The sequence below is a fragment of the Streptomyces sp. NBC_00080 genome (assembly GCF_045041255.1).
In the GTDB taxonomy this organism is placed as follows: domain Bacteria; phylum Actinomycetota; class Actinomycetes; order Streptomycetales; family Streptomycetaceae; genus Streptomyces; species Streptomyces coriariae.
The window spans coordinates 1083215-1104744 of record NZ_CP108235.1 but is presented as its reverse complement, the minus strand read 5'-3'; the positions used below and the strand labels follow the sequence as shown (position 1 = coordinate 1104744).

Sequence of the window (21530 nt, the reverse complement as noted above, 5' to 3'; positions counted from 1 at the left end):
TGACGACGTGGCGACGACGTGCGAAGGCCAGTATCGCCCGCCGCGGGGGGTGTGCGATCAAGCGGGTCGGCGGCGTGGACACCGGTGGGCGCCCCGCCGGGGTGTGCCTTCCCCGGCGCGGCACAGGTCACGCGTCCGGATCCGGTCCACGGGCCGGTGGTCCGGGCGGGGGGTGTGCGCCACTCGTACGGGGTGTGCGCCGTTCACCACGGCCGGCACCCCCGCACCCATGGGCCCGCCGGCCTCCTGGACCCGAGAATCGGAGCCGGTGGACAGGGCCCGCTCTCCATCCGCGTCGGGGCGAGCCCTGTCCGTCGTCCCGCGGGCTTCCCTGCCGTCGACGGGATCCCGGCACCTGCGACGCGATCCGCGTGCCGCGCGGGCAGGCGCAGCATGCTGCGGCGGCCCGAGAACGAACGGCGTCCGCTGACCCACGCGGGCGGTCCGGCAGGCCGGCGATCAGACTGCCAGGCGACGGATCGCGACTGCGGCCGCGTCGACGCCGAGCACCAGTTCACGCGCCACCGCTCCCCCCTCCACCCGGGTCGCGCGCGCCGACCGGCACGGCCGCCGTGCCGCCGTCGGCTTGCCGGCCGGGGACCGGAACGGCCGCCTCCACGCCGCTCACCTGGTCGATCGTCCCCACCGGGGCAGGTCGGCCCGCCCGGACCGGCCGGGTCGGAAGCCGAACGCGCTTGTAGGCGGCCGGTTTCGGCGGCAGGGCCGGCGCTTCCGCATCGACCACGGAGTGGGGAAGATCGTCCATGACCTGTGCGTCCAGCGGATCCTGGAAGGAAGCAACGAGATCATGCACGTCATCGTGGCCCGCGGCCTGACGGAGGAATCCCGATGAACGACATCGAGGTGCCCGTCCTGCTGCACACCGCCGGCCGAGCCGCCCACATCACGCTCAACCGACCGAGGGCCATCAACGCCCTGAACCATGCGATGGTGCGCCGCATCGACGCCGCGCTGACGGCATGGGAGCGCGACCCGGCCGTCGAGACCGTCGTCGTCTCCGGCGCGGGGGAGCGCGGCCTGTGCGCGGGCGGCGACATCCGTGCCGTCCACGACGACGCCCGCGACGACGACGGCACCGCCTCAGCCGCCTTCTGGCGCGACGAGTACCACCTCAACGCCCGCATCGCCCGCTACCCCAAGCCCTACGTCGCCCTGATGGACGGCATCGTGATGGGAGGCGGTGTCGGCGTCTCCGCGCACGGCAGCGTCCGGATCGTCACCGAGCGGTCGAGGATCGCGATGCCCGAGACCGGCATCGGCTTCGTGCCGGACGTCGGCGGCACCCACCTGCTCGCTCGCGCCCCGGGCGAACTGGGCACCCATCTCGCCCTGACGGGCGCCCAGATCGGTGCCGGGGACGCGGTGTCGTGCGGGCTCGCCGACCACTGCGTGCCGTCCGCCTCCCTCCGGCAGTTGGCCGACGACCTCGCCGAACTGCCCGTACGGGAGGCCCTGGACCGTCATGTACAGCCCTTGCCGGCAGGAGAGTTGGCCGGACACCGGGCGTGGATCGACACCTGTTACGCGGCCGACACCGTCGAGGAGATCGTCCGACGGCTGTTCGCCCACGGCGACCCGGCGGCGAAGGAGGCCGCGGAGACCCTCCTGACCAGGTCGCCCACCTCGCTCAAGGTCACCCTGGCCGCCCTGCGCCGTGCCCGGCGACTCGGCTCCCTGGAACGGGTGCTGGACCAGGAGTACCGCGTCTCCTGCGCCGCCCTGACCACGCCCGACCTGGTCGAGGGCATCCGCGCCCAGGTCATCGACAAGGACCGGGACCCGCGTTGGTCGCCGGCCACCCTCGCCGAGGTCACCGCGGCCGACGTCGAGCGCTTCTTCACCCCGCTCGGCGAGCGCGAACTCGGGCTCGCCCGACCCGACACCACCGCGGAGGGGCTCCGCTGAGCGGGACCGGCATGGTGATCCGGGCCACCTGGCCGTGGAGAGTGGAATCACGCCAGGTGGGGCGGTATTGGCCAGGGGCCCGGCACGCGGTACCGTCGCTCTGATATCGACGACGGCGAGACGGAAGCCGGTGAGAACCCGGCACGGTCGCGCCACTGTGGACGGTGTACCCCGAAGGGGCACACACCGCGAGTCAGACCCGTGGCCGTCGTCATGTGCACCACCGAGATGGGACGCGAACTCCCAGAGGAGGTCCTGCCATGGCGCAGCATGTCGCCCAGCCGACTACCACCACGCCCGTCGTACCCGCCAAGTTGCCGTTGAAGGACATCGCCCCGTGGGCGGTCTTCTTCGGCGTCCTGATGCTGGTCCTGCTGTACTTCGTCGGCGCGGAGCAGGGCGCGACAGCCGTCGTCTCCGGCGAGGACGTTCACGAGTGGGTGCACGACGCCCGCCACCTGCTCGGTTTCCCCTGCCACTGATCCCGAGGGGAACCCCAGCACACTCATGAACTCCGCAACGGTAAGAAACCTCCTCGTGCGGGGCATGCTCGCCGGCCTCGGTGCCGGCGTGCTCGCCCTGATCGTCGCCTACTTCCTCGGTGAGCCGAACGTCGACAGCGCGATCGGTTTCGAGGAGTCGCACGCCGCGGGCCACGAGCACCACGAGGTGGAACTCGTCTCCCGCAGCCTCCAGTCCACCGCCGGCCTCGCCACCGGCGTGCTGATCTACGGGGTGGCCTTCGGCGGGATCGCCGCCCTCGCCTTCTGCTTCGCCCTCGGCCGGGTCGGCCGCTTCAGCCCCCGGGCGACGGCACTTCTGCTGTCGGGGGCCGCTCTGCTCGCCGTGTACGTCGTGCCGTTCCTGAAGTACCCGGCGAACCCGCCCGCGGTCGGCGACCCCGACACCATCGGCAAGCGCACCACCCTGTACTTCCTGATGATGGTGCTCGGCGTGCTGCTCGCGGTCGCCGCGGTGATCCTGGGCAAGCGGCTCGCACCGAGGCTGGGCACCTGGAACGCCACCGTCGCGGCCGTCCTCGGCTTCGTGCTCGTCATCGGGCTCGCCTACGAGTTCCTGCCGGCCGTCAACGAGGTGCCGAGCGACTTCCCGGCCGCCCTGCTGTGGCGGTTCCGCCTGTCCGCCCTCGCCATGCAGGTCACGCTCTGGGCAGGCTTCGGCCTCGTCTTCGGCGAACTGGCCGAACGGCTGCTGCACCCCAAGCCCGCCACGGTGACCGCGGGCACACCGGTGGCCGCCCCACACTGACCCGACCGGCACGACGTTGCGACGAGAGGGCCCACGGAACCACCCCGGGGCCCTTCTCGCGTTCACGAGCGCGTTCGCCAACCGACGCCGGATCAGCACTGCGAGCGCCGCGCGAAGATGGCGGCATGAACCTCCGACCGGCCGTCCGTACAGGGCAGCGCGACCTCACCCTGATCGCTTCTCTGGCCGGTCTCACCGTCACGCTCAGCGCGTTCGGGCTGCCGGCCGCCCATCCCGCCGCGTCGGTGGTCCTGGTGTTCCTCACGGGGCGGTTCGGCTTCGCGAGCGTTCCCGGGAACCCGAGGACCTGGTCGCCCGTACGATCGAGTCTGCTGTCATGGCCCGCGTTCCCTTCGCGGGCACCGACCGGATCCCCGGGGAGGGACTGTGATCGCCGTCGTCGGTGCCGGACTCATGGGCGCGGCCACCGCCTGGCAACTGGCCCGCCGAGGCCATGAGGTCACGCTCGTCGAGGCGTACGACATCGGCCATCGGCACGGAAGTTCGCACGGCAGCTCACGGATCTTCCGGCGGGTGTACGCCGACCCCTTCTACGTACGGCTGACCGGACAGGCCCAGGAGCAGTGGCGGGAGCTGGAGGACGACGGGTCGACCTCCTTGCTGCGCACGACCGGTGGGCTCGACATGGGCGAGGACCACGACCCGAAGGCGCTCGCCGACCTCCTCGGCGCGGCCGGAGTGCCCCACGAACTCCTGGGCGCGGAAGCCGCCGCGGAGCGCTGGCCGTACATCCGCATCACCGGGCCGGTGCTCCACCATCCGGACGCGGGCGTGGTCGACGCCGACGAGACCGTCGGGACCTGCGTCCGGCGGGCGATCGAACACGGAGCGCGGGCGGTCATCGGCACCCGCGTCACCGGCATCGACGTCCGGGGGAGCGAGAAGGTGCGTCTGCACACCGACGACGGCCGCGAGATCGTCGCCGACACGGTGGTGATCGCGGCCGGCGCCTGGCTGCCCGAGCTCGAACTGCCCGTCAACCTGCCGCCGTTGGCGGTGACCCAGCAGCAGGTCTTCCACTTCCGGCAGCGGGACCCGTCCGTCAGGTGGCCGACCCTGATCTGGGACGGCGCGCTGCACCTCTACGGCCTGCCGTCCGGAAGTGACGGGGGCCCGCTCCCGGCGGTCAAGGTCGCCGAGCACGACCGCGGCACCCCGGCCACCGCCCGCACCCGCAGCGGGGTCGTCGACCCGTCGTCGCGGACGCGCGTGAGCGGCTTCGTCCGCGACCGCCTCCCGGGCCTCGAGCCCGACCCGGTCGCCGAGGCGACCTGCTTGTACACCACCACCCCGGACGAGGACTTCGTCCTGGACCGCCACGGGCCCTTCGTCATCGTCTCCCCGTGCTCCGGACACGGCGCGAAATTCGCCCCGCTCATCGGCGCGATGGCCGCCGACCTCGCCACCGGCCGCGCCGAGCCGCATCCCCGCTTCCGCCTGGGACGCACGGCATAGGTCCGGAGAGCGGTGCGGTCAATGCCGGTCGCGCCGGCACTGCCGGACCTGGATCCAGGGCCGGGGGCAGCCGGGGACGGTGACCAGCACCCGGCCGCGTCCACCCGCGTCCACCCGGTCGTGCGCCTCCGCGATGTCCGCCAGCGCGAAGCGGCCGCCGACGTCCACGGTGAGGGCGCCGGCCGCGGCCGACGCGGCCGGCTCGCGGGCGGCCTGCCGCTTCGGGTGAAGTCGGTGATCTCGTGGTCTGCCGGTGTACGCAGGCGCTCCAGCATGCCGGCGTGACCGGCCTCGGTCAGACTGAGGACGAAGCGGGCGGCGCCGGCCCGGGGGTCCGCCTGACGATCCAGGAGTCCCGCCCTGGCCAGCCGGTTGATCGCCGGATAGAGGCTGCCGTCGCTGACGGGTCGCGTGGAGCCGATCAGCTGGGAGACCTTGCGGCGCACATCATGGCCCGGCAGAGGGCCTTCGGCGAGGAATCCCAGGATGGCCAGTTCCAGCATGGGGTCGTCGTCTCGCCGATCGCATCGATTCGATGTGTACCTCGATTCGATGACGCCCTCCGGCCGACTGCGCGGGCGCGGAATTGTTCAGGCCACTCACGTGCTGTTGTATCCACAGAGGCTGGTACGTCGACGGTGTGCGAGCGAGCGGTTCGCATGGCCGGGACGAGAGATACGGAAGGTGCTGAGATGGCAGCGCAGACGCAGAGGGCCGTGCTGGCGGGCGGATGCTTCTGGGGGATGCAGGACTTGATCCGCAGGCTCCCGGGCGTGACGGCGACCCGGGTCGGATACACCGGGGGTGACGTACCGAACGCGACGTACCGCAACCACGGCACCCACGCGGAGGCCATCGAGATCCTCTTCGACCCCGAGAAGACCGACTTCCGCACGCTCCTGGAGTTCTTCTTCCAGATCCACGACCCGAGCACCAAGAACCGCCAGGGCAACGACATCGGCCTCAGCTACCGCTCGGCGATCTACTACGTGGACGACGAGCAGAAGCGGATCGCCGAGGACACCATCGCGGACGTGGACGCCTCCGGACTGTGGCCGGGCAAGGCCGTCACCGAGGTCGAGCCGGTCGGTCCCTTCTGGGAGGCCGAGCCCGAGCACCAGGACTACCTGGAGCGTTACCCCGAGGGCTACACCTGCCACTTCCCGCGCCCGGGATGGCGGCTTCCGGCCCGCACGCAGGGCTGAACCACCGCGCCGAGGCCCCGGACCTCTGCTCCAGGGCCTCGGCGGGCAGGACGTAAGGCGGGCAGGACGTCCTGCCCGCAGGCGTAACGCGGGTCGGCGAGTTCCGGGCCTTCCCCACGGCGGGTCATCGATCTGGCCGCCGATGCCGGAGCGGCCTTCGGGAACGGCCGGCAGCCCGACCGCCACCTGATGCCGTACCTGCTCCTGTTGCTCATGCCGCGGATGGCCGGGGGAAGCGCATCCCCGTGCCCGAGGCGCTGGAAGCGCAGTCGCCGGCGCCTCGTCACCTCTCCCTGCCGCCACTTCGTGTCTGGGGGAAGTCCGAGGAGGCCCTAGGGATGAAGTCCGGGTCCGTAAGGGCAGGAGCGGGGAAGCTTCGGGGCACAAGGGCGGGAGCCGGGCGGGGCGCGCGTGGTGCGCGGACGTCCCTCCGAGCCGGTGGTACCCGCAATCCGGTGCCCGGGACCGGGCGGGGGAGGTCGGGCAACCTCCCGTTGTCGTGCGGATATCTGCCGGTTTCATGATGTCCATCGGTCTTCGCGGTCAGGGCGGACGGTTCCGGAAAGTCCCCCGGCCGGGCACAACTTCTGCTCGACGTCGGTGAGTTGGAGAGAAGCACGAAGGGTGGACCCGTCCGGCATACTTGCGGGCGCGGACCACCCTGCTCACCAGCACGCAAGCCAAGGCCCAGCGCGTGGTTCGAGCGCTGACGCACACTTCCGGGGAACAGTCGTCATGAACAACCTTCAGCCTTCGGACCCGACATCCATAGGCGGCTATCCGTTGCTCGGCCGGCTCGGTGCGGGCGGCATGGGGCAGGTGTTCCTGTCCCGTACGGGTTCGGGCCGGCTGCTCGCGCTGAAGACGATCCGCGACGATCTCAGCTCCGAGCCGGGGTTCGAGGAGCGGTTCGCCCGCGAGATACGCAACAGTGACCGCGTCCGCTCGCCGTGGACCGTGACCGTCGTGGACTACAGCGCCCCGGGCCAACGCCCGCAGTGGCTGGCCACCGAGTATGTGCCCGCGCCGTCGCTCGCCGAATGGGTCACGGCCCACGGTCCGCTGCCGCAGGCCGCGTTGCTCGCCCTCGCCGCCGAACTGTGCGGCGCCCTGCAGGCCGTGCATCAGGCCGGCCTCGCGCACCGGGACGTCAAGCCCGGGAACGTCCTGTTGGCACGCGACCGTCCACGGCTGATCGACTTCGGTGTCGCACGGGCCGCCGACGACAGCCGCCACACCCGCCTCGGCGTCTCCGTGGGCTCCCCCGGCTTTCTCGCACCGGACCAGGCCATCGGCAGCGTCGCCGCCGAACCCGCCGACGTGTTCTCGCTGGCCGCGACGCTGGTGTACGCCGCGACCGGACGCGGCCCCTTCTCGCGCGCGGGGGAGCAGATCCCCGCGGCCACCCTGATGTACCGAGTGGTCCACGAGGAGGCCGACCTCGCAGGCGTCCCCCCGGAGCTGGTGCCGCCGCTCGCCGCGTGTCTGGCGAAGGACCCGGCCGAGCGTCCGACGGCGGCCCGGCTGGGCGCTTGGCTGGAGGAGAGGGGCGGCAGGACCGGGCGTTGGCCCGACGAATGTCCCACGGTTCTCGCCGGTGAACTGACCGAGGTCGAGCACGCGGCGCACACCCTGGTCGACCTCGCGCAGCACGCCACGGCGGTCTCCGCCGGTCAGGAATCAGCCCCGACGACGGCGAGGGCCGACACCGTGCTCGCCGCTCCGGCGGAGCCCCGTCGGCGGCTTCGGCCCGCCTGGCTGCTGACCGCGGCCCTCGCGGCGGTCGCGGTCGTGGTGGCCGTGGTGGCCGCCGTCCACTTCGGTACGCAGCGTTCCTCGGCCGACTCCTCCCCGTCCGTGCAGGGCCGACCGTCCGGCTCGACCGCCTCGTCGACGGCGGGGGAGACGCCGTCCGCCTCGACAGAACAGCCTCAGCAGCCCCAGGAGTCCCAGGAAGGCCGGGAGCCGCAGGGAGAGGACGCGGCGCCCAAGGTCGTACAGGCCCCGTTCGGGCTGGCCACCGGAGAGTCCGTGGGGACCGGGGCAAGGAGTCTGATCATCCAGCAGGACGGCAACCTCGTGATCTACGACCGGGATCGCAAGGCGCGTTGGGCCGCGATGACCAGCGGCGAGGGCAACACCGCCCGCTTCCAGGCGGACGGCAACCTGGTCGTCTACAACAGCGGCGGGCAGCCCGTGTGGGCCTCACGGACCAATGGCCACGCAGGAGCGGTCCTCGTGTTCCAGGCCGACGGGAACGTCGTGATCACGTCCGGAGACACCGTGCTCTGGGCGGCGGGAACGGAGAACTGACCTTTCCGGTGCCCGGGAGGGGCAGCGCCCTCGTGGCGTGCGCCCGGCCGGTCACCGGACGCTGGACCCGGCCTCGTTCAGGCGGCGTTTCCCCGCTTGGACGGTGAGATCTCAGTGCTCCTCGATCTTCCGCAGCAGACCCAGCAGTGCCTCTCGTTCCGGCTCTGTCAGACCCTCGAAGCACTCCGTGAGCACCGAGTTCGCCACCTCGTGGCCCGCCTCCAGTACCCGCTCCCCGTCGGGGGTGAGGTGGTGCTCGAAACGGCGGCCGTGCCCGGGGCGCCGGTCCACCAGCCCCTGCGTCACCAGGCGTCCGGCCAGCGTGCCGAACGCCTGCTCGCTCTGGAACGTCGCCGCCGCCAGCTCCCGTGCGCTGGAGCCCGGCGTGCGGCCGATCGCCCGTAGCGCGTCCCACTGCGCGAGCGTGCTGCCGACGGACGCGAGGCGGCTGTCGAGCGCTCGGTGCTGGCGGTACTGGACGGCCTTCACGGCCCTTCCGAGGATCTGTGGTTCGACGGACATGCTCCTCAGGCTAGCACCCTGACTAAACTTGCTTATATAAACATCCTTAGTTACAGTCCTGGTCATGACTCCGGAACTGACGCTCACCGAATCCGGCCCCACCACCGGCCGCCCCGTCCTCGTCCTGCACGGCGGCGGTGGCCCCGCCACCATCGCCTCGATCGCCGAGCACTTCGCCGCGACGGCCCACACCGTGCTGCCCACCCACCCGGGCTGGAACGGCACCCCCCGGCCCGATCACTTCACCCACGTGGCCGACCTCGCCGCCGCCTACCTCCGCCTCCTCCGCGAGCGCCACCTGTCCGACGTCCTGGTCATCGGCTCCTCGCTCGGCGGCTGGATCGCCGCCGAGCTGGCCACGGCCGACACGCAGGGCCTGATCAGCGGGGTCGTGCTCATGAACTCGGTCGGCATCGAGGTCGAGGGCGAACCGATCCGGGACTTCTTCAGCCTCGACGCGCGCGGCGTCGCCGAGTACGCCTACCACGACTCCGAGCGCTTCTACGTCGACCCGGCGACCGTGCCGGCCGAGCGACTCGCCGTCTTCCAGGGCAACATGGCGGCCCTGCGCGTCTTCTCCGGCGGCCCCGCCATGAGCGACCCCACCCTCCGCCCCCGCCTCGCGGCCGTCACCACCCCCACCCTCGTCCTGTGGGGCGAGAGCGACCGCATCGCGACCCCGGCATACGGCAAGGAGTACGCCGCGTCGTTCGGCAACGCCCGCTTCGAGGTCGTGCCGGAAGCGGGCCACCTGCCCCATCTTGAACAGCCTGCGCGCACCTTCTCCCTGCTCGACGGCTTCGCGGCGCAGACGGCGCTCAGTTGAGGGGGGCACCGAAGCGGAGTTCTCGGGCTACTGACGGTCGAGCCACGCCTGGTACGCGGCCACGGCGGTCGGGAGCGTGGGAAATATCCGGTCCGCTCCGAGCGTGTCAGCGAGGCCGTACGCCTCCAGGTCGTCCAGCAGATCCTGCTTCACCCGCGCGAGGGCGAACAGGATGCCGCGGTGGGTCAGTTCGCGGCGCAGTGCGTCGACCGCGTCGAGGGCGGTGATGTCGACCTCGACATTGGCCTCGGTGTTGAGGACGAACCAGCGGACGGGGTCGGTCTGTCCGTCGACGGCGGCCAGGGCCCGGCGCCGGAAGTCCTCCGCGTTGGCGAAGAACAGGGGCGAGTCGTAGCGGTAGACCAGCAGACCGGGGATCGTCCGGGCCTGCGGGTAGTCGTCGACGTCGTGCATGCCGGCCACACCGGGGACCAGACCCTCGACGGCGTCGTGCGGACGCGCCACCCGGGTCAGCAGCTCGGCCACCGACAGGCCGACGGCCACGATCACCCCGTACAGGATGTCGAGGGCGAGCACCCCCGCGAGACAGCCGAGCGCCAGGAGCAGTTCCCGGCGGCGGAAGGAGGCGAGCCGCCGGAAGCCGGCGAGGTCGATCATGCGGACCGCCGCGTAGACGACGAGCGCGCCGAGCACCGCGGAGGGAGTCCGCGCCAGCAGCGGGCTCAGGAAGAGCAGCACGGCGAGCACCACCGCTCCCGCCACCAGCGAGTACGCCTGGCTGCGGGCGCCCGCCGAGGACGCGAGGGCGGTGCGGCTGGCGCTGCTGCTCACCGGGAAGCCGTGCAGTGCCCCGGCGCCCAGATTGGCCGCCCCCAGGGCGAGGAACTCCTGGTCGGCGTCGAGCCCGGGGCCTTCGTCGTCGTGGTCGGCGAACGCCCGTGCGGTGAGGATGAAGTCGGTGTAGGCGACCAGCAGCACCCCGAGCGCCGGCAGCACGAGATGGGGCAGCTCGCTCAGGTCCGGGACGGCAGGGCTCGGCAGACCGCCCGGAACCTCGCCGATCACCTTGATCCCGTACCGCCCGTCGAGGTCGAAGACCACGACCGCGGCGGTCCCGAGGACGAAGGCGACCAGCGGGCCGGGCACGGCACGGGCGTAACGGGCCGTCACGAAGAGGAACACGAGGACGGCGGCGGAGAAGACGACGGTCGCCGGGTCCGCGTCGGGCAGGTGGACGAGGAAGGACCACACCTGGGGAAAGAACTCCGCGCCCGTCGTCCGCACGCCGGTGAGCTTGGACAGCTGGTCCACCATCATGATGAGCGCCACGCCCGCGAGATAGCCGATCAGAACGGGGCGGGACAGCAGGTCCGCGAGGAAGCCCAGCCGCACCGCCCGGGCGACCAGGCAGAGCAGCCCGACCGTGACGGCGAGCGCCGCCGCCAGCGACGCGTAACGCGCCGCGTCCCCGGCGGCGAGCGGCGCGACCACGGCGGCCGTCATGAGGGCGGTCGTGGACTCGGGGCCGACCGACAGCAGCCGCGAGGAACCGAACACCGCGTACAGCCCCAGGGCCGGGAGGATCGCCCACAGACCGGCGACCGGCGGCAGCCCGGCCACCCCCGCGTAGGCCATGACCTGCGGCACCAGATAGGCCGCCACGGTCACCCCGGCGAGCAGATCGCCCGTGAGCCACGCGCGCCGGTAGCCGAGGAGCGCGACGAGACCGGGCACCAGGCGGCGCCACTGCGGGGCCTGTCTGCCCGAGGCCTTGGACATGTGCCGCCTTCCGTCGTCTGCCCTCATGATCCACCGGACACGTGATGGCCCTGATACGGGCCGCCGAGCGGCCGCCCGCCCGGCACATCTCGGACGGCCTCCCGAGCATGTCGCCGAACCCGGTGGCCGACCACCACCTGATCTACGCCGTCGCCCTGATCGCCCCGGCCGCAGCTGCCGCCGGCGACACCCTGGGCGCGGGTCGGGGCTGGGCCGAGCTGCCCTTCGTCCGCGACCACAGCTGGCTGCGCTCAACACCGATGGCGCGGTGGGCCCGTCAACCGGCCCGCCGCGCCGAGTCGTGCCGTGGGCCGTGCGGCCCCGATCCGGGACTGCCGGCCCCTGCGTCGGAGCAGGCCTCCGGTCACCCCGGTGACGCACCGGCCGAGGCGGCGAAGAGCGCCGAACTGCACGTCCGGGGCGCGCGGCCTCGGCGGGATCGGCTAGTTCCTGGGTCGGCTCGGTCGCGCCCACGTCGGGCACGTCACGTACGCCGTCCTGCACCACTCCACCGTCGGGTGAGTCCTCGGCGGCGGCCGGCGTACGCCTGCCTCCGCTTCCCCCACGAGCGCTACGAGGGCACTCGGTCTGTACCGTCACGGTCGTACCCGAGCGGCGGCGAGTGCGATGCCCGGCCGCTCAGAGGCTCGCCGCGTGGTCGGGGACGTAGGTCTGGAGATCCCGCGGCGGGCGCTGGTAGCCGGTGGACGGCGGTCGCTCCGGGAGCTCCAGCACCGGCGGCGGCACCTCGCGGTACGGCACGGACGACAGCAGATGGGCGATCATGTTCAGCCGTGCCCGGCGCTTGTCGTCGCTCTCGACGACGTACCAGGGCGCCTCGGAGATGTCGGTGTGCACCAGCATCTCGTCCTTGGCACGGGAGTAGGCCTCCCAGTGAGTGATCGACTCCAGGTCCATCGGCGAGAGCTTCCACCGCCGCAGCGGGTCCTCCAGCCGGCGCCGGAAGCGCTCCTGCTGCTCGGTGTCGCTCACCGAGAACCAGTACTTGCGCAGCAGGACCCCGGCCTCGACCAGCATGCGTTCGAAGATCGGACACTGGCGGAGGAAGAGCTGGTGCTCCTCCTTCGTGCAGAAACCCATCACGTGCTCGACCCCGGCACGGTTGTACCAGGACCGGTCGAACAGCACGATCTCCCCGGCCGCCGGCAGATGCTCCGCATACCGCTGGAAGTACCACTGGGTGCGTTCGCGCTCGGTCGGCTTCGGGAGCGCCGCGATGCGGGCCACCCGTGGGTTGAGGTGCTCGGCGACCCGCTTGATCGTCCCGCCCTTGCCCGCCGCGTCCCGCCCCTCGAAGACCACCACCAGCCGGGTGCCGGTGGCCCGCACCCACTCCTGGAGCTTCACCAACTCCGTCTGCAGTCGCAGCAGTTCCTTCTCGTACGCCTTGCGCGGCAGCTGCGCCGCGTTCTTGCCGGCCATGCCGCCTCCACCGCCCGTTGATCCAACGCCGACGACTTCCGGCGCCCCACCATGTCCACGGTCGAACACCAGGACGCCACCGTACTGACAGACGAAGGGCCGCGCACCCCGGACGCGCACTGGCGGACCGCCAACCATCCGGCCGCCGGACCGATCTGTCTGCTGGCCAACCCGCCGCTGACCGAGCCCCTGAACCCCGAGCACATCAAGCCCCGGCTGCTCGGCCTCAGCGGCTCGCGGAGTCCGGTGCCGGTCGGCTGAGCCGGCGGAGTCGTCACCTCACTCGACTGCGCTGCCGCGTGCCGTCGTCACATCGGGTGGAATGCGGAACTCGAACTCGGGACGGTCCCATGCCACGGCCGGAGGGTTCGCGGCCGCGGTTCCGATGCGCACCGCACCCTCGCCGCGGTAGAAGCCCTCGGCAGGAGGATGCGACACCACCAGGACGCGATCGAGTTCGGCGGCGCGGGCCTCGGACTTCATGTGTGCCACGAGCAGCCGCCCGATGCCACGTCCCTGTGCGCTGTCGGCCACGAACAGCAGGTCGAGCTCCGGTGGGGCGAGGACGAGCGAGTAGAACCCGAGGGCAGGGCCGTGGTGCTCGTCGGCGGCGTGGGCCACGAAGACGCGGTGGGTCTCGATGTAGTCCGGACCCACCCGGTAGTCCGCGACCATGGGCGCGTACCGACCTTGGTAGGCGCGTGAGCCACGCACGAGCCGCGTGAGCCGTTTGGCATCCCGCGCCACGGCCCGGCGTATCGTGATCGGCCCGCCCCTGGGCGTAATGCCTGAGTTCATCAAGAGAATATTACGCATCGGGAAGCGACTTCTTGCCACGCCTCCGGTCGAGGGCGATCGGCCGTGGGGACGGCGCGTGACGATTCGAGCGTACCGCCGCGTACCGCCGAGTAGTGGAGCCGACGGGCGCGTCCCGGTGCGACGACGTCGAGGGGGACGGCGGATTCCGCCGGACGTTCATGGCGAGGTCCCTGTCGAGGTCCTTCCGGTGCGGATTCCAGGGCTCTCTTCGTTGCCACGTGCGCTTGTGCGTGCGCTGTCGTTCCGGCGTTCGCGGACGGCTGCGACCCGTCGGCGGGACTGCTCCCTCACGGCATCCTGACGACGACCTTGCCGGCCTTCGCGCGCCCCGCCTCGACGTACTCCAGCGCCTCTCGGGTGGACTCGAACGGGAACACGGTGTCGACGACGGGCCGGATCGTGCCGGCCTCGATGAGAGGGGTGAGCTTGCGCAACTGGTCCCCGTCGGCCTTCATGAACAGGAACGAGTACGACACGTTGCGGCGCCGGGCGCGGCGTCGGATCCGGAAACTCAGCGCGGACATCACCAGCCGGACGACCGGATTCGCTCCCAGCTCTCTGCCGAGAGCCGCGTCGGGCGGGCCCGCGACACTGATGACCTGCCCGCCGGGCTTGAGCACGTCCAGTGACTTCTCGAGCGTCTCGCCGCCCAGCGAGTCCAGGACGACGTCATAGTCGTGCAGCACCGTCTCGAACGCCTGCTTCTTGTAGTCGACGACGACGTCCGCGCCCAGACGCTTCACCAGGTCCACGTTGGCCGTGCTCGTGGTGGTCGCCACGTGCGCGCCCAGCTGCTTCGCCAGCTGGATGGCGATGGTGCCCAGGCCGCCGGAGCCCGCATGGACGAGGACCTTCTGGCCGGGCTGGATGTGTGCCCGTTCGACCAGCACCTGCCACGAGGTGAGGGCGACGAGGGGAAGGGAGGCCGCCTCCTCCATGGTCAGTGTGGCCGGTTTGATCGCCACGTCGTCCCGGTGCACCGCGATGAGTTCGGCGAAGGTGCCGATCCGGTCCTTGTCGGGCCGTGCGAAGACCTCGTCGCCCACCGCGAAATCTGTGACCGCCGAGCCCACCTCGATCACGACGCCGGCCAGGTCGTTGCCCAGGACGAACGGGACCCGGTACGGCAGGATCGTCTTCATCTCGCCGTCGCGGATCATGCGATCGAGCGGGTTGATGCTCGCGGCCCGGATCCGGACCAGCACGTCGTCCGCACCCACCTCCGGATCCGGTACCTCGCCCGCGCGTACACCGGCCTTGTCGCCGTAGCGCTCCACCGTGAAGGCCCTCATGGTCGTCTCCATATCTCGTCCGCCGACGGTCGGGGGTGAGTCCACCGGCGGAAGGGGGGGTGATGTGCATCCCGGGTTCGAGTGCCGACCCTTATTGGATTACGTTCGTAATGTTAAATGGTGAGCCGTCGGGTCGCAAGCGGGCTCGTGGTCATCGGGGCCGCCGTGTCGGCGAGCCGCTGGTCGGCGAGGGCTGGGGAGAGCTGCGGCGTTCCGGCCGTCATGGCGTAGGCGCTGAGGGCTCTGGGGCGGGCCGAGAGCGGATCGTCGGGTGTCAGGAGGGCGGCGATACCGTCGATGGTGCGGTGCCCCATGCCGGACGCAGACTCGCTGGCGCCCGCTCCGCATGCGTGACACCCTGACGACCGTGATCATCAGGGTGAGTGAGGCACGCGTACGTCCTGAACGGTTCGAGGCATTCCGCGACATGATCGTCTCTGCGGTACGCGAGTTCCCCGGCCGCTACCCCGGGCTGGTCGACCACGAGGTACTGCTCGCGCCGCCTGATGCGCTGCTGTACGTCAGTCGCTGGCGCAGTGAGCAGGATCTGGTCGCTTACGCCGGCGAACACTGGCGTGACGAGCCCGTGGTTCTGCCGGGCGAGGACGAGTACCTTGCCGCACCACTTCAGGTACGGCACTTCACACTCGCGTCTCTGAGCTGATCCGACTGCGGGGCACTGGCTGCCTCCTGGCCGGTGCTCGTTCGCCTCATGCGTTGTCGTTGGCCTGGGCGCCGTTGACCGTGGACGCGGATGGAGCAGCAGCTCCCGGACCGGCCGCCGGGGCGAGGTGGCCGCTGTCGGCCCCACCACGGACGCGGACTTCGCATCCCAACGGGGGAAGCCCCCAGGGGTCCAGCCCGCCGCCGGCCCAGTCCGCAACGAACTGAACGGCGCCGCCCGTGTAATGCCACCAACCACCGTTTCGGGAAGCTACCGTGACGGGCCAGTCGTCCGGAACGGCACCGGTCGTCGTCCACAAGATGACGTCGCCCGACAGCGATTCGGCCCACGGGAGCAGACCGCCCGGAGCAGGGTGAGGGCGCAAGCCGATGGACATGTCGGCCTCCCGACCACACCACCCTCCAACCAGGCGCTTCTCGGGCGAACTTCAGTGGTCGTGGGCGGTCGGTGCGCGCATGATCGGTCGGCCGCGAAGGAACCTGCTTCATTCCTCAGGGGAGGCGCTCTACCGGCGGACCGCCGAGATCAGTCCGCCGGGCCGCTCCTCGCGCTGCGGCGGGGTGCTGATCGGGCGGCCGTAGGCGGCAGCGCGCTCGCGCAGGGTGTGGCTGTCGGCCTCCCAGCCGTGCCCGGCCAGCCAGTCCACCGGGTCGTCGGGCATCTCCGAGACCCACATGGACGCCGCCGATCCCGGCGCGGCGCCCGCGCCGAAGCGTTCGATCACGCCGCGCGAGCCCAAGGTCAGCCCCATCCGACTGCCTGCCGCCGACTGCGTGCTGATCCGGGCCAGCAGCAGTTCCACCGCATCCTCGGCCAGATGGATCAGCAGTCCTTCGGCGATCCACGCGGTCGGCACGGCCGGGTCGTGCCCCGCGGCGGCCAGCGCGCCTGGCCAGTCCTCACGCAGATCCACCGCGACGGTGATCCGCTCGCAGCGTGCGACGGCCTGTTCCTGGCGCAGTACCGAAGCCTTGAAGTCCAGTGGCGCGGCGGTGTCGACCTCGAACAGTCGGGTGCCCTCGGGCCAGTCCATCCGGAAGGCCCGGCTGTCCATGCCGGCTCCGAGCACCACGACCTGCCGGACCCCGGACACGGAGGCCTGCTGCAGCACGTCGTCGAGGAACTTCGTCCTGATGACGATGGAGAACGACACGGCCAGTCGGCGGCGTCGCGCGGCCTCGTCATCGGGCAGCGGCGGCGAGGAGGGCCACAGGCCGCCGGCGGTGGCGAAGGCCCGTGCCAGTGGGTCGCGGAACAGCGCGTTCTCCCGCTCGGTCTCCAGCGCCCGCACCCTGGCCACCCCCACCGCCGTGGCCCACACTCCCGACGGCCGCACCCGCTCCTGCTCATCAGTCACCACGCCAGCCTAGAAGATCGATTCCAAGGGGCCTGACGAGGGGAACCGAGGCGAAGATCAACAGTCACCCTGTCTACGCGACCGCACGACGTGGACCGGAGGCCGAGTAGTGACGTCGTCGCAGCGTGAAACCGGAAGTCGCACGCTCACGGGTACAGCTGATGTGCGTGACTTCGGGCGTCGCGCACCTCTCTCGGCGGTTGGTGACATCGCATCAGGCCACCGAGCGGGCACCTACCGGTAGCAAGGGTTGCCGCACATCAGGGTGATCGTGCTGCTGCCGCCGATCGCGTCGACGGTGGCGTGGCGGGTCGTGGTTGTGGGGGTCTCGCCGGTCTCCCAGGGCATGGGGGCGGCCATGGCCTGGGGGGCGAGGGTGGTGAAGGCTGCGGCGACCACGAACACGACGGCAACGGCTCGCTTGCGCAGACGCATCTGAACTCCCGATCGGCCAGGGGGGGGCGGCGGCCGGCGCACTGCTCGGAGCGGCCGCCACGGCTCACTGACAGTCTCACCGCATGAACGCGAGAGCGTTCTCGATTCCCTGCTCCAGGACCTCGTCGGCGAACTTCCGGTCGGAGAGGGCGCGTGACAGTTGCAACGTCCCCACCAGCATGGTGAAGAGTCCGATGGCCGTGCCGCGAGCGGACTTCGGGTCCTCGGGTGTCAGACGGGCGGCGATCTCTTCCACGATGTCCCGCGCGCCCTCGGTGTAGGCCTGCTTGGTCCCGTCCTCGCACCGGCTGATCTCGTCGAGCAGGGCGGCGGAAGGGCATCCGAGGCCGGGGTGGTCCCGATGCTCAGGAGACAGGTACTCGCGGACAAAGTCCTCGAGTCCCTGGCGCCCGGGCCGCAGGGTGCCGTACCTCTCGACCTGCGTGCGCAGTTCGGCGGCCACGACATGGGCGACGAGGTCGTCCTTGGAGGCGAAGTGGGCGTAGAAGGCTCCGTTGGTGAGCCCCGCGTCCGACATCAGCGTGGAGACGCCCGACCCGTCGATCCCGTCCTGCTTGAAACGGTGACCGGCCTTCTCGATGATGCGTTGCCGCGTCACCTGCTTGTGCTCCTTGGCGTAGCGCACCACGGGCTTCCTCCGTTCGCTCCGTAAGGCCGTTGCCTCGCGCCCAAGAATAGGCCATGACCTGACGCACGTAATATTACGAACGCCGGATGATCTTCGAGCGTTGTGGCGCCCGGGGCCGGTGGTTCCCTCGGGCGCCGGGCTGTCCTTCGTCAGGCGGCCTGGGTGGGGTAGTCGGTGTAGCCGGCCGCGCCGCCGCCGTAGAAGGTGGCGGGGTCGGGAGTGTTCAGGGGCGCGCCGGAGCGTACGCGCTCGACCAGGTCGGGGTTGGCGAGAGCCATGGTGCCGACGGTGACGACGTCGGCCAGACCGTCCTCGATGTCCTTGGCGCGGGTGGCGATGTCGGCGCCGGCCCGGTTGAGGATCAGTGTGGTGGGCCACAACTTGCGGAGGGTGAAGAGGAGTTCCTCGTCGTTGCCGTGGCCGATGTGCAGGTAGGCGAGGTCGAGGGGGGCGAGGGCGCGCAGAAGGTGCGGGTAGAGCTCCTGGGGGTCGCTCTCGACGAGGTCGTTGATCTGGAAGGGGTTGCCGGGAGAGACGCGGATGCCCGTGCGGCCGGCGCCGATCTCGTCGGCCACGGCCGTGGCGACCTCGACCGCGAAACGGATGCGGTTGTCGAGGGAGCCCCCGTACCGGTCGGACCGCTGGTTGGTGCTGGGGAAGAGGAACTGGTTGACCAGGTAGCCGTTGGCCCCGTGGATCTCCACGCCGTCGGCGCCGGCCGCGATGGCGGCCGCTGCGGCGCGGCGGAAGTCGTCGACCGTAGCGGCGACCTCCTCGGTGGTCAGCTCGCGTGGCACCGGCATCTCCTGGAGCCCGGACGGGGTGAACGTCAGCCCCGTCGGCTTGATCGCGGAGGGAGCGACCGGCTGGCGCCCGTGGGGCGTGCTGTCCGGGTGGGCGATGCGTCCGGCGTGCATCAGCTGGATGACGATGCGCCCGTCGGCGCCGTGTACGGCGTCGGTGACCTTGCGCCAGCCCGCGATGTGCTCCTCGGTGTAGATGCCAGGGGTCACGGGGTAACCCTGGCCGTCGGCGGAGGGCTGGGTGCCCTCGGTGATGATGAGCGCGTGCGAGGCGCGCTGGGCGTAGTACTCGGCGTTCAGCTCGGTCGGGACGCCTTCCGGGGTGGCCCGGCTGCGGGTCAGGGGGGCCATGGCCAGCCGGTGGGCCAGGGGGATCTCCCCGACGACGGTCGGGTTCCACAGGGCGTTGAGCATGGGGGATTCCTCAGGTGATGGGTGGTGTATCGCAAGGGGGCGGGGACGGACGCGGGCCGGGCGTGGCCGTCCGGGAGGTACCTGGCTCTCGTGCTTCCGAGCCTGATGACGCACCCGCTGGGAACCGTGTCGGTCGAGCTGACGGCGCCCGGATCATTCATATTATGAATATAATACTATGTCGCTTGGGCGCGAGGAACCACGAGGAAGCGCGAAGAACCACGAGGAAGCGCGAAGAAGCCACGAGGAGCAAGAGGGCGAGTAGGCGCAGGGGCGCCGGCAACTGCCACCGAGCGGACGCAGGGCATCGGTGGGCGGGCCGTGCCCCCGTGCAGGGGCCACGGCCCACCCGGTGGTTCGGGCTACGTCGGGCAACCGTTCACGGAGTGTGACCGGCACGACGGAGGACGGGGCGCAGAGCGTCGATGACGCCGGCGTCGTCCACCGTGGAGGGGATGGGCTCGTCCCGGCCGTCCGCGATGCCACGCATCGTCTTGCGCAGGATCTTTCCCGAGCGGGTCTTGGGCAGGGCGGCCACGACCGCGACGTCCTTGAGGGAGGCGACGGCGCCGATGCGGTCGCGTACGAGCCGGACGAGTTCGGCCTCGACCTCGCCAGGTTCGCGGTCGGTGCCGGCCTTCAGGACGACGAGGCCGCGCGGCACCTGTCCCTTCAGTGCGTCGGCGACGCCGATGACGGCGCATTCGGCGACGTCGGGGTGGGAGGCCAGGGCCTCTTCCATGCTGCCGGTGGACAGCCGGTGCCCGGCGACGTTGATGACGTCGTCGGTGCGGCCCATGACGAAGACGTAGCCGTCGTCGTCGATGTGGCCGCTGTCGCCGGTGAGGTAGTAGCCGTCGTGGGCGGAGAGGTAGGAGGCGATGTAGCGGTCGTCGTCGTTCCAGAGGGTGGGGAGCGCGCCGGGCGGCAGGGGGAGCTTCACGACGATCGCGCCGTCGACGCCCGGGGGCACCGGCTCGCCCGAAGGGTCGAGGACGCGGACGTCCCAGCCCGGCAGCGGACGGGTGGGGGAGCCGGGCTTGAGAGGGGCGACCTCGATGCCGACGGGGTTGGCGACGATGGGCCAGCCGGTCTCCGTCTGCCACCAGTGGTCGATCACCGGAACGCCCAGCAGGGCGCTCGCCCAGTGATAGGTCTCCGGGTCGAGGCGCTCGCCGGCGAGGAAGAGGTAGCGCAGGTGGGAGAGGTCGTGGTCCTCGGTGAGGGCTCCCGTCGGGTCCTCCTTGCGGATGGCCCGGAAGGCGGTGGGCGCGGTGAACATGGTCTTGACGCGGTACTCGTCGGCGATACGCCAGAACTGGCCCGCGTCCGGGGTGCCGACCGGCTTGCCTTCGTACAGGATCGTCGTGGCACCGGCCAGCAGGGGCGCGTAGACGATGTACGAGTGCCCGACGACCCAGCCGACATCGGAGCCGGTGAACATCGTCTCGCCCGGGCCCACGTCGTAGACGGCTTCCATCGACCAGCACAGGGCGACCGCGTAGCCGCCGCAGTCACGCACGACTCCCTTGGGCCTTCCGGTCGTTCCGGAGGTGTAGAGGATGTAGAGGGGGTCGGTGGCGGGCACGGGAGTGCAGTCGGCCGGAGGTGCGGCGGCCACCAGGTCGGCCCAGTCGAGATCGTCTGGCCCCAACTCCGCCGGTTCCTGGGGGCGTTGCAGGATCACCCTCTTCTCCGGCTTGTGGGCGGCGAGTTCGATCGCCCGGTCGAGCAGGGGCTGGTACGCGATGACGCGCTTGCCCTCGATGCCGCAGGACGCGGAGACGACCACCTTGGGGGCCGCGTCATCGATACGGAGGGCGAGTTCGCGTGCGGCGAAGCCGCCGAAGACGACCGAGTGGACCGCGCCGATGCGTGCGCAGGCCAACATCGCGATCGCGGCCTCGGGGACCATCGGCATGTAGATGACGACTCGGTCGCCGTGCCCCACGCCGAGCTGGGCGAGTGCCCCGGCGAAGGCCGCCACCTCGTCCCTCAGCTGCGCGTAGGTGTAGGTGCGCCGGGTGTCGGTCACGGGGGAGTCGTAGATGAGCGCGGGCTGTTCGCCGCGGCCGGCTTCGACGTGCCGGTCGACCGCGTTGAAACAGACGTTGAGCCGTCCCTCGGGAAACCAGCGGTAGAAGGGTGCGCCCGAGGAGTCCAGGGCGCGATGCGGAGAGACCTCCCAGTCGATGGCCTCCGCCGCCTTCAGCCAGAACCTCTCCGGGTCTTCGGCACTGGAGCGGAAGACGTCCTCGTACGTTCCCATCGCGCACTCCTTCGTGGCATCGAGGGGCGGGGTGTTCGGCGTGCGGAACCGTCTCGGCTACAAGTACCACCGTATGCCGGGCGGCAG

General features: G+C 71.1%; 21 protein-coding genes, 1 pseudogene and 1 riboswitch. Of the genes and pseudogenes, 9 read left to right on the top strand and 13 right to left on the bottom strand.

Features of this window, described 5'->3' with window-relative positions; translation table 11 throughout:
- Positions 1 to 849 precede the first annotated feature (849 nt).
- The 4 genes from OHU34_RS04895 to OHU34_RS04880 all read left to right on the top strand — a co-directional run bounded on the left by OHU34_RS04895 (position 850) and on the right by OHU34_RS04880 (position 4671).
- Positions 850 to 1926, top strand: coding sequence for an enoyl-CoA hydratase/isomerase family protein (locus OHU34_RS04895; RefSeq protein ID WP_142267541.1), 1077 nt, complete (start codon positions 850 to 852; stop codon positions 1924 to 1926).
- A 76-nt stretch (positions 1927 to 2002) separates the two neighbouring features.
- Positions 2003 to 2150: riboswitch (cobalamin riboswitch) on the top strand.
- Positions 2151 to 2186: 36 nt separating this feature from the next.
- Entirely contained in the window at positions 2187 to 2408 is a 222-nt protein-coding gene (locus tag OHU34_RS04890; protein WP_020129103.1) for a CbtB-domain containing protein, read from the top strand.
- Positions 2409 to 2433: 25 nt separating this feature from the next.
- Complete coding sequence (locus tag OHU34_RS04885) at positions 2434 to 3195, top strand: CbtA family protein (RefSeq protein ID WP_028806727.1); 762 nt, start codon at positions 2434 to 2436, stop codon at positions 3193 to 3195.
- 387 nt (positions 3196 to 3582) lie between these two features.
- A complete protein-coding gene (locus tag OHU34_RS04880; protein WP_142267543.1) occupies positions 3583 to 4671 on the top strand; it encodes an FAD-dependent oxidoreductase in 1089 nt (362 codons plus the stop codon).
- 18 nt (positions 4672 to 4689) lie between these two features.
- On the opposite strand, the gene OHU34_RS04875 is transcribed toward OHU34_RS04880, so the two are convergent.
- Both OHU34_RS04875 and OHU34_RS04870 read right to left on the bottom strand, forming a co-directional pair.
- The gene (locus OHU34_RS04875) at positions 4690 to 4839 is read right to left on the bottom strand and encodes a hypothetical protein (protein ID WP_327486915.1); all 150 of its coding nucleotides are present in this window, start codon (positions 4837 to 4839) and stop codon (positions 4690 to 4692) included.
- A gap of 170 nt (positions 4840 to 5009) precedes the next feature.
- Positions 5010 to 5174: pseudogene (locus tag OHU34_RS04870) on the bottom strand (PadR family transcriptional regulator); the annotation flags it as partial.
- Positions 5175 to 5363: 189 nt separating this feature from the next.
- On the opposite strand from OHU34_RS04870, the gene msrA reads away from it, so the two are divergent.
- Together msrA and OHU34_RS04860 are read left to right on the top strand one after the other, a co-directional pair.
- Positions 5364 to 5876 (top strand): peptide-methionine (S)-S-oxide reductase MsrA, encoded by a 513-nt coding sequence (gene msrA / locus OHU34_RS04865; RefSeq protein WP_142267544.1) that lies wholly within the window; start codon positions 5364 to 5366, stop codon positions 5874 to 5876.
- Between the two features lie 735 nt (positions 5877 to 6611).
- Positions 6612 to 8189 carry a protein kinase domain-containing protein gene (locus OHU34_RS04860; RefSeq protein WP_142267545.1) on the top strand — a complete coding sequence of 526 codons (1578 nt, stop codon included), beginning with the start codon at positions 6612 to 6614 and terminating at the stop codon, positions 8187 to 8189.
- Between the two features lie 111 nt (positions 8190 to 8300).
- On the opposite strand, the gene OHU34_RS04855 is transcribed toward OHU34_RS04860, so the two are convergent.
- Positions 8301 to 8711 (bottom strand): MarR family winged helix-turn-helix transcriptional regulator, encoded by a 411-nt coding sequence (locus OHU34_RS04855; protein ID WP_230193581.1) that lies wholly within the window; start codon positions 8709 to 8711, stop codon positions 8301 to 8303.
- 64 nt (positions 8712 to 8775) lie between these two features.
- Between OHU34_RS04855 and OHU34_RS04850 the strand changes: the two genes are divergently transcribed.
- Entirely contained in the window at positions 8776 to 9537 is a 762-nt protein-coding gene (locus OHU34_RS04850; RefSeq protein ID WP_142267547.1) for an alpha/beta fold hydrolase, read from the top strand.
- A 27-nt stretch (positions 9538 to 9564) separates the two neighbouring features.
- Here OHU34_RS04850 and OHU34_RS04845 read toward each other — a convergent pair whose 3' ends face one another.
- Both OHU34_RS04845 and ppk2 read right to left on the bottom strand, forming a co-directional pair.
- Complete coding sequence (locus OHU34_RS04845) at positions 9565 to 11277, bottom strand: sulfate permease (protein WP_230193582.1); 1713 nt, start codon at positions 11275 to 11277, stop codon at positions 9565 to 9567.
- A gap of 639 nt (positions 11278 to 11916) precedes the next feature.
- Complete coding sequence (gene ppk2 / locus OHU34_RS04840; RefSeq protein ID WP_142267549.1) at positions 11917 to 12720, bottom strand: polyphosphate kinase 2; 804 nt, start codon at positions 12718 to 12720, stop codon at positions 11917 to 11919.
- A gap of 51 nt (positions 12721 to 12771) precedes the next feature.
- On the opposite strand from ppk2, the gene OHU34_RS04835 reads away from it, so the two are divergent.
- Positions 12772 to 12981: a hypothetical protein gene (locus OHU34_RS04835; RefSeq protein WP_230193583.1), complete on the top strand. Its 210-nt coding sequence runs from the start codon at positions 12772 to 12774 to the stop codon at positions 12979 to 12981.
- A gap of 18 nt (positions 12982 to 12999) precedes the next feature.
- On the opposite strand, the gene OHU34_RS04830 is transcribed toward OHU34_RS04835, so the two are convergent.
- The 3 genes from OHU34_RS04830 to OHU34_RS04820 form a co-directional block, all read right to left on the bottom strand.
- Positions 13000 to 13518 carry a GNAT family N-acetyltransferase gene (locus OHU34_RS04830; protein WP_200839887.1) on the bottom strand — a complete coding sequence of 173 codons (519 nt, stop codon included), beginning with the start codon at positions 13516 to 13518 and terminating at the stop codon, positions 13000 to 13002.
- Between the two features lie 308 nt (positions 13519 to 13826).
- Positions 13827 to 14831: an NADP-dependent oxidoreductase gene (locus OHU34_RS04825; protein ID WP_142267552.1), complete on the bottom strand. Its 1005-nt coding sequence runs from the start codon at positions 14829 to 14831 to the stop codon at positions 13827 to 13829.
- Between the two features lie 113 nt (positions 14832 to 14944).
- Positions 14945 to 15145: a hypothetical protein gene (locus tag OHU34_RS04820; RefSeq protein WP_230193584.1), complete on the bottom strand. Its 201-nt coding sequence runs from the start codon at positions 15143 to 15145 to the stop codon at positions 14945 to 14947.
- A 32-nt stretch (positions 15146 to 15177) separates the two neighbouring features.
- Here OHU34_RS04820 and OHU34_RS04815 point away from each other — a divergent pair, with 32 nt between their 5' ends.
- Entirely contained in the window at positions 15178 to 15495 is a 318-nt protein-coding gene (locus OHU34_RS04815; protein ID WP_230193585.1) for an antibiotic biosynthesis monooxygenase, read from the top strand.
- A 526-nt stretch (positions 15496 to 16021) separates the two neighbouring features.
- Here OHU34_RS04815 and OHU34_RS04810 read toward each other — a convergent pair.
- The 5 genes from OHU34_RS04810 to OHU34_RS04790 form a co-directional block, all read right to left on the bottom strand.
- Positions 16022 to 16873, bottom strand: a complete 852-nt coding sequence (locus OHU34_RS04810) for a class I SAM-dependent methyltransferase (RefSeq protein ID WP_405764939.1) — start codon at positions 16871 to 16873, stop codon at positions 16022 to 16024.
- Between the two features lie 234 nt (positions 16874 to 17107).
- Positions 17108 to 17308, bottom strand: a complete 201-nt coding sequence (locus OHU34_RS04805; RefSeq protein WP_142267556.1) for a hypothetical protein — start codon at positions 17306 to 17308, stop codon at positions 17108 to 17110.
- Between the two features lie 76 nt (positions 17309 to 17384).
- Positions 17385 to 17957 carry a TetR/AcrR family transcriptional regulator gene (locus tag OHU34_RS04800; RefSeq protein WP_405764937.1) on the bottom strand — a complete coding sequence of 191 codons (573 nt, stop codon included), beginning with the start codon at positions 17955 to 17957 and terminating at the stop codon, positions 17385 to 17387.
- A 149-nt stretch (positions 17958 to 18106) separates the two neighbouring features.
- Positions 18107 to 19174: an alkene reductase gene (locus tag OHU34_RS04795; protein WP_230193586.1), complete on the bottom strand. Its 1068-nt coding sequence runs from the start codon at positions 19172 to 19174 to the stop codon at positions 18107 to 18109.
- A 379-nt stretch (positions 19175 to 19553) separates the two neighbouring features.
- Complete coding sequence (locus tag OHU34_RS04790; protein ID WP_405764935.1) at positions 19554 to 21443, bottom strand: propionyl-CoA synthetase; 1890 nt, start codon at positions 21441 to 21443, stop codon at positions 19554 to 19556.
- Positions 21444 to 21530 lie beyond the last annotated feature (87 nt).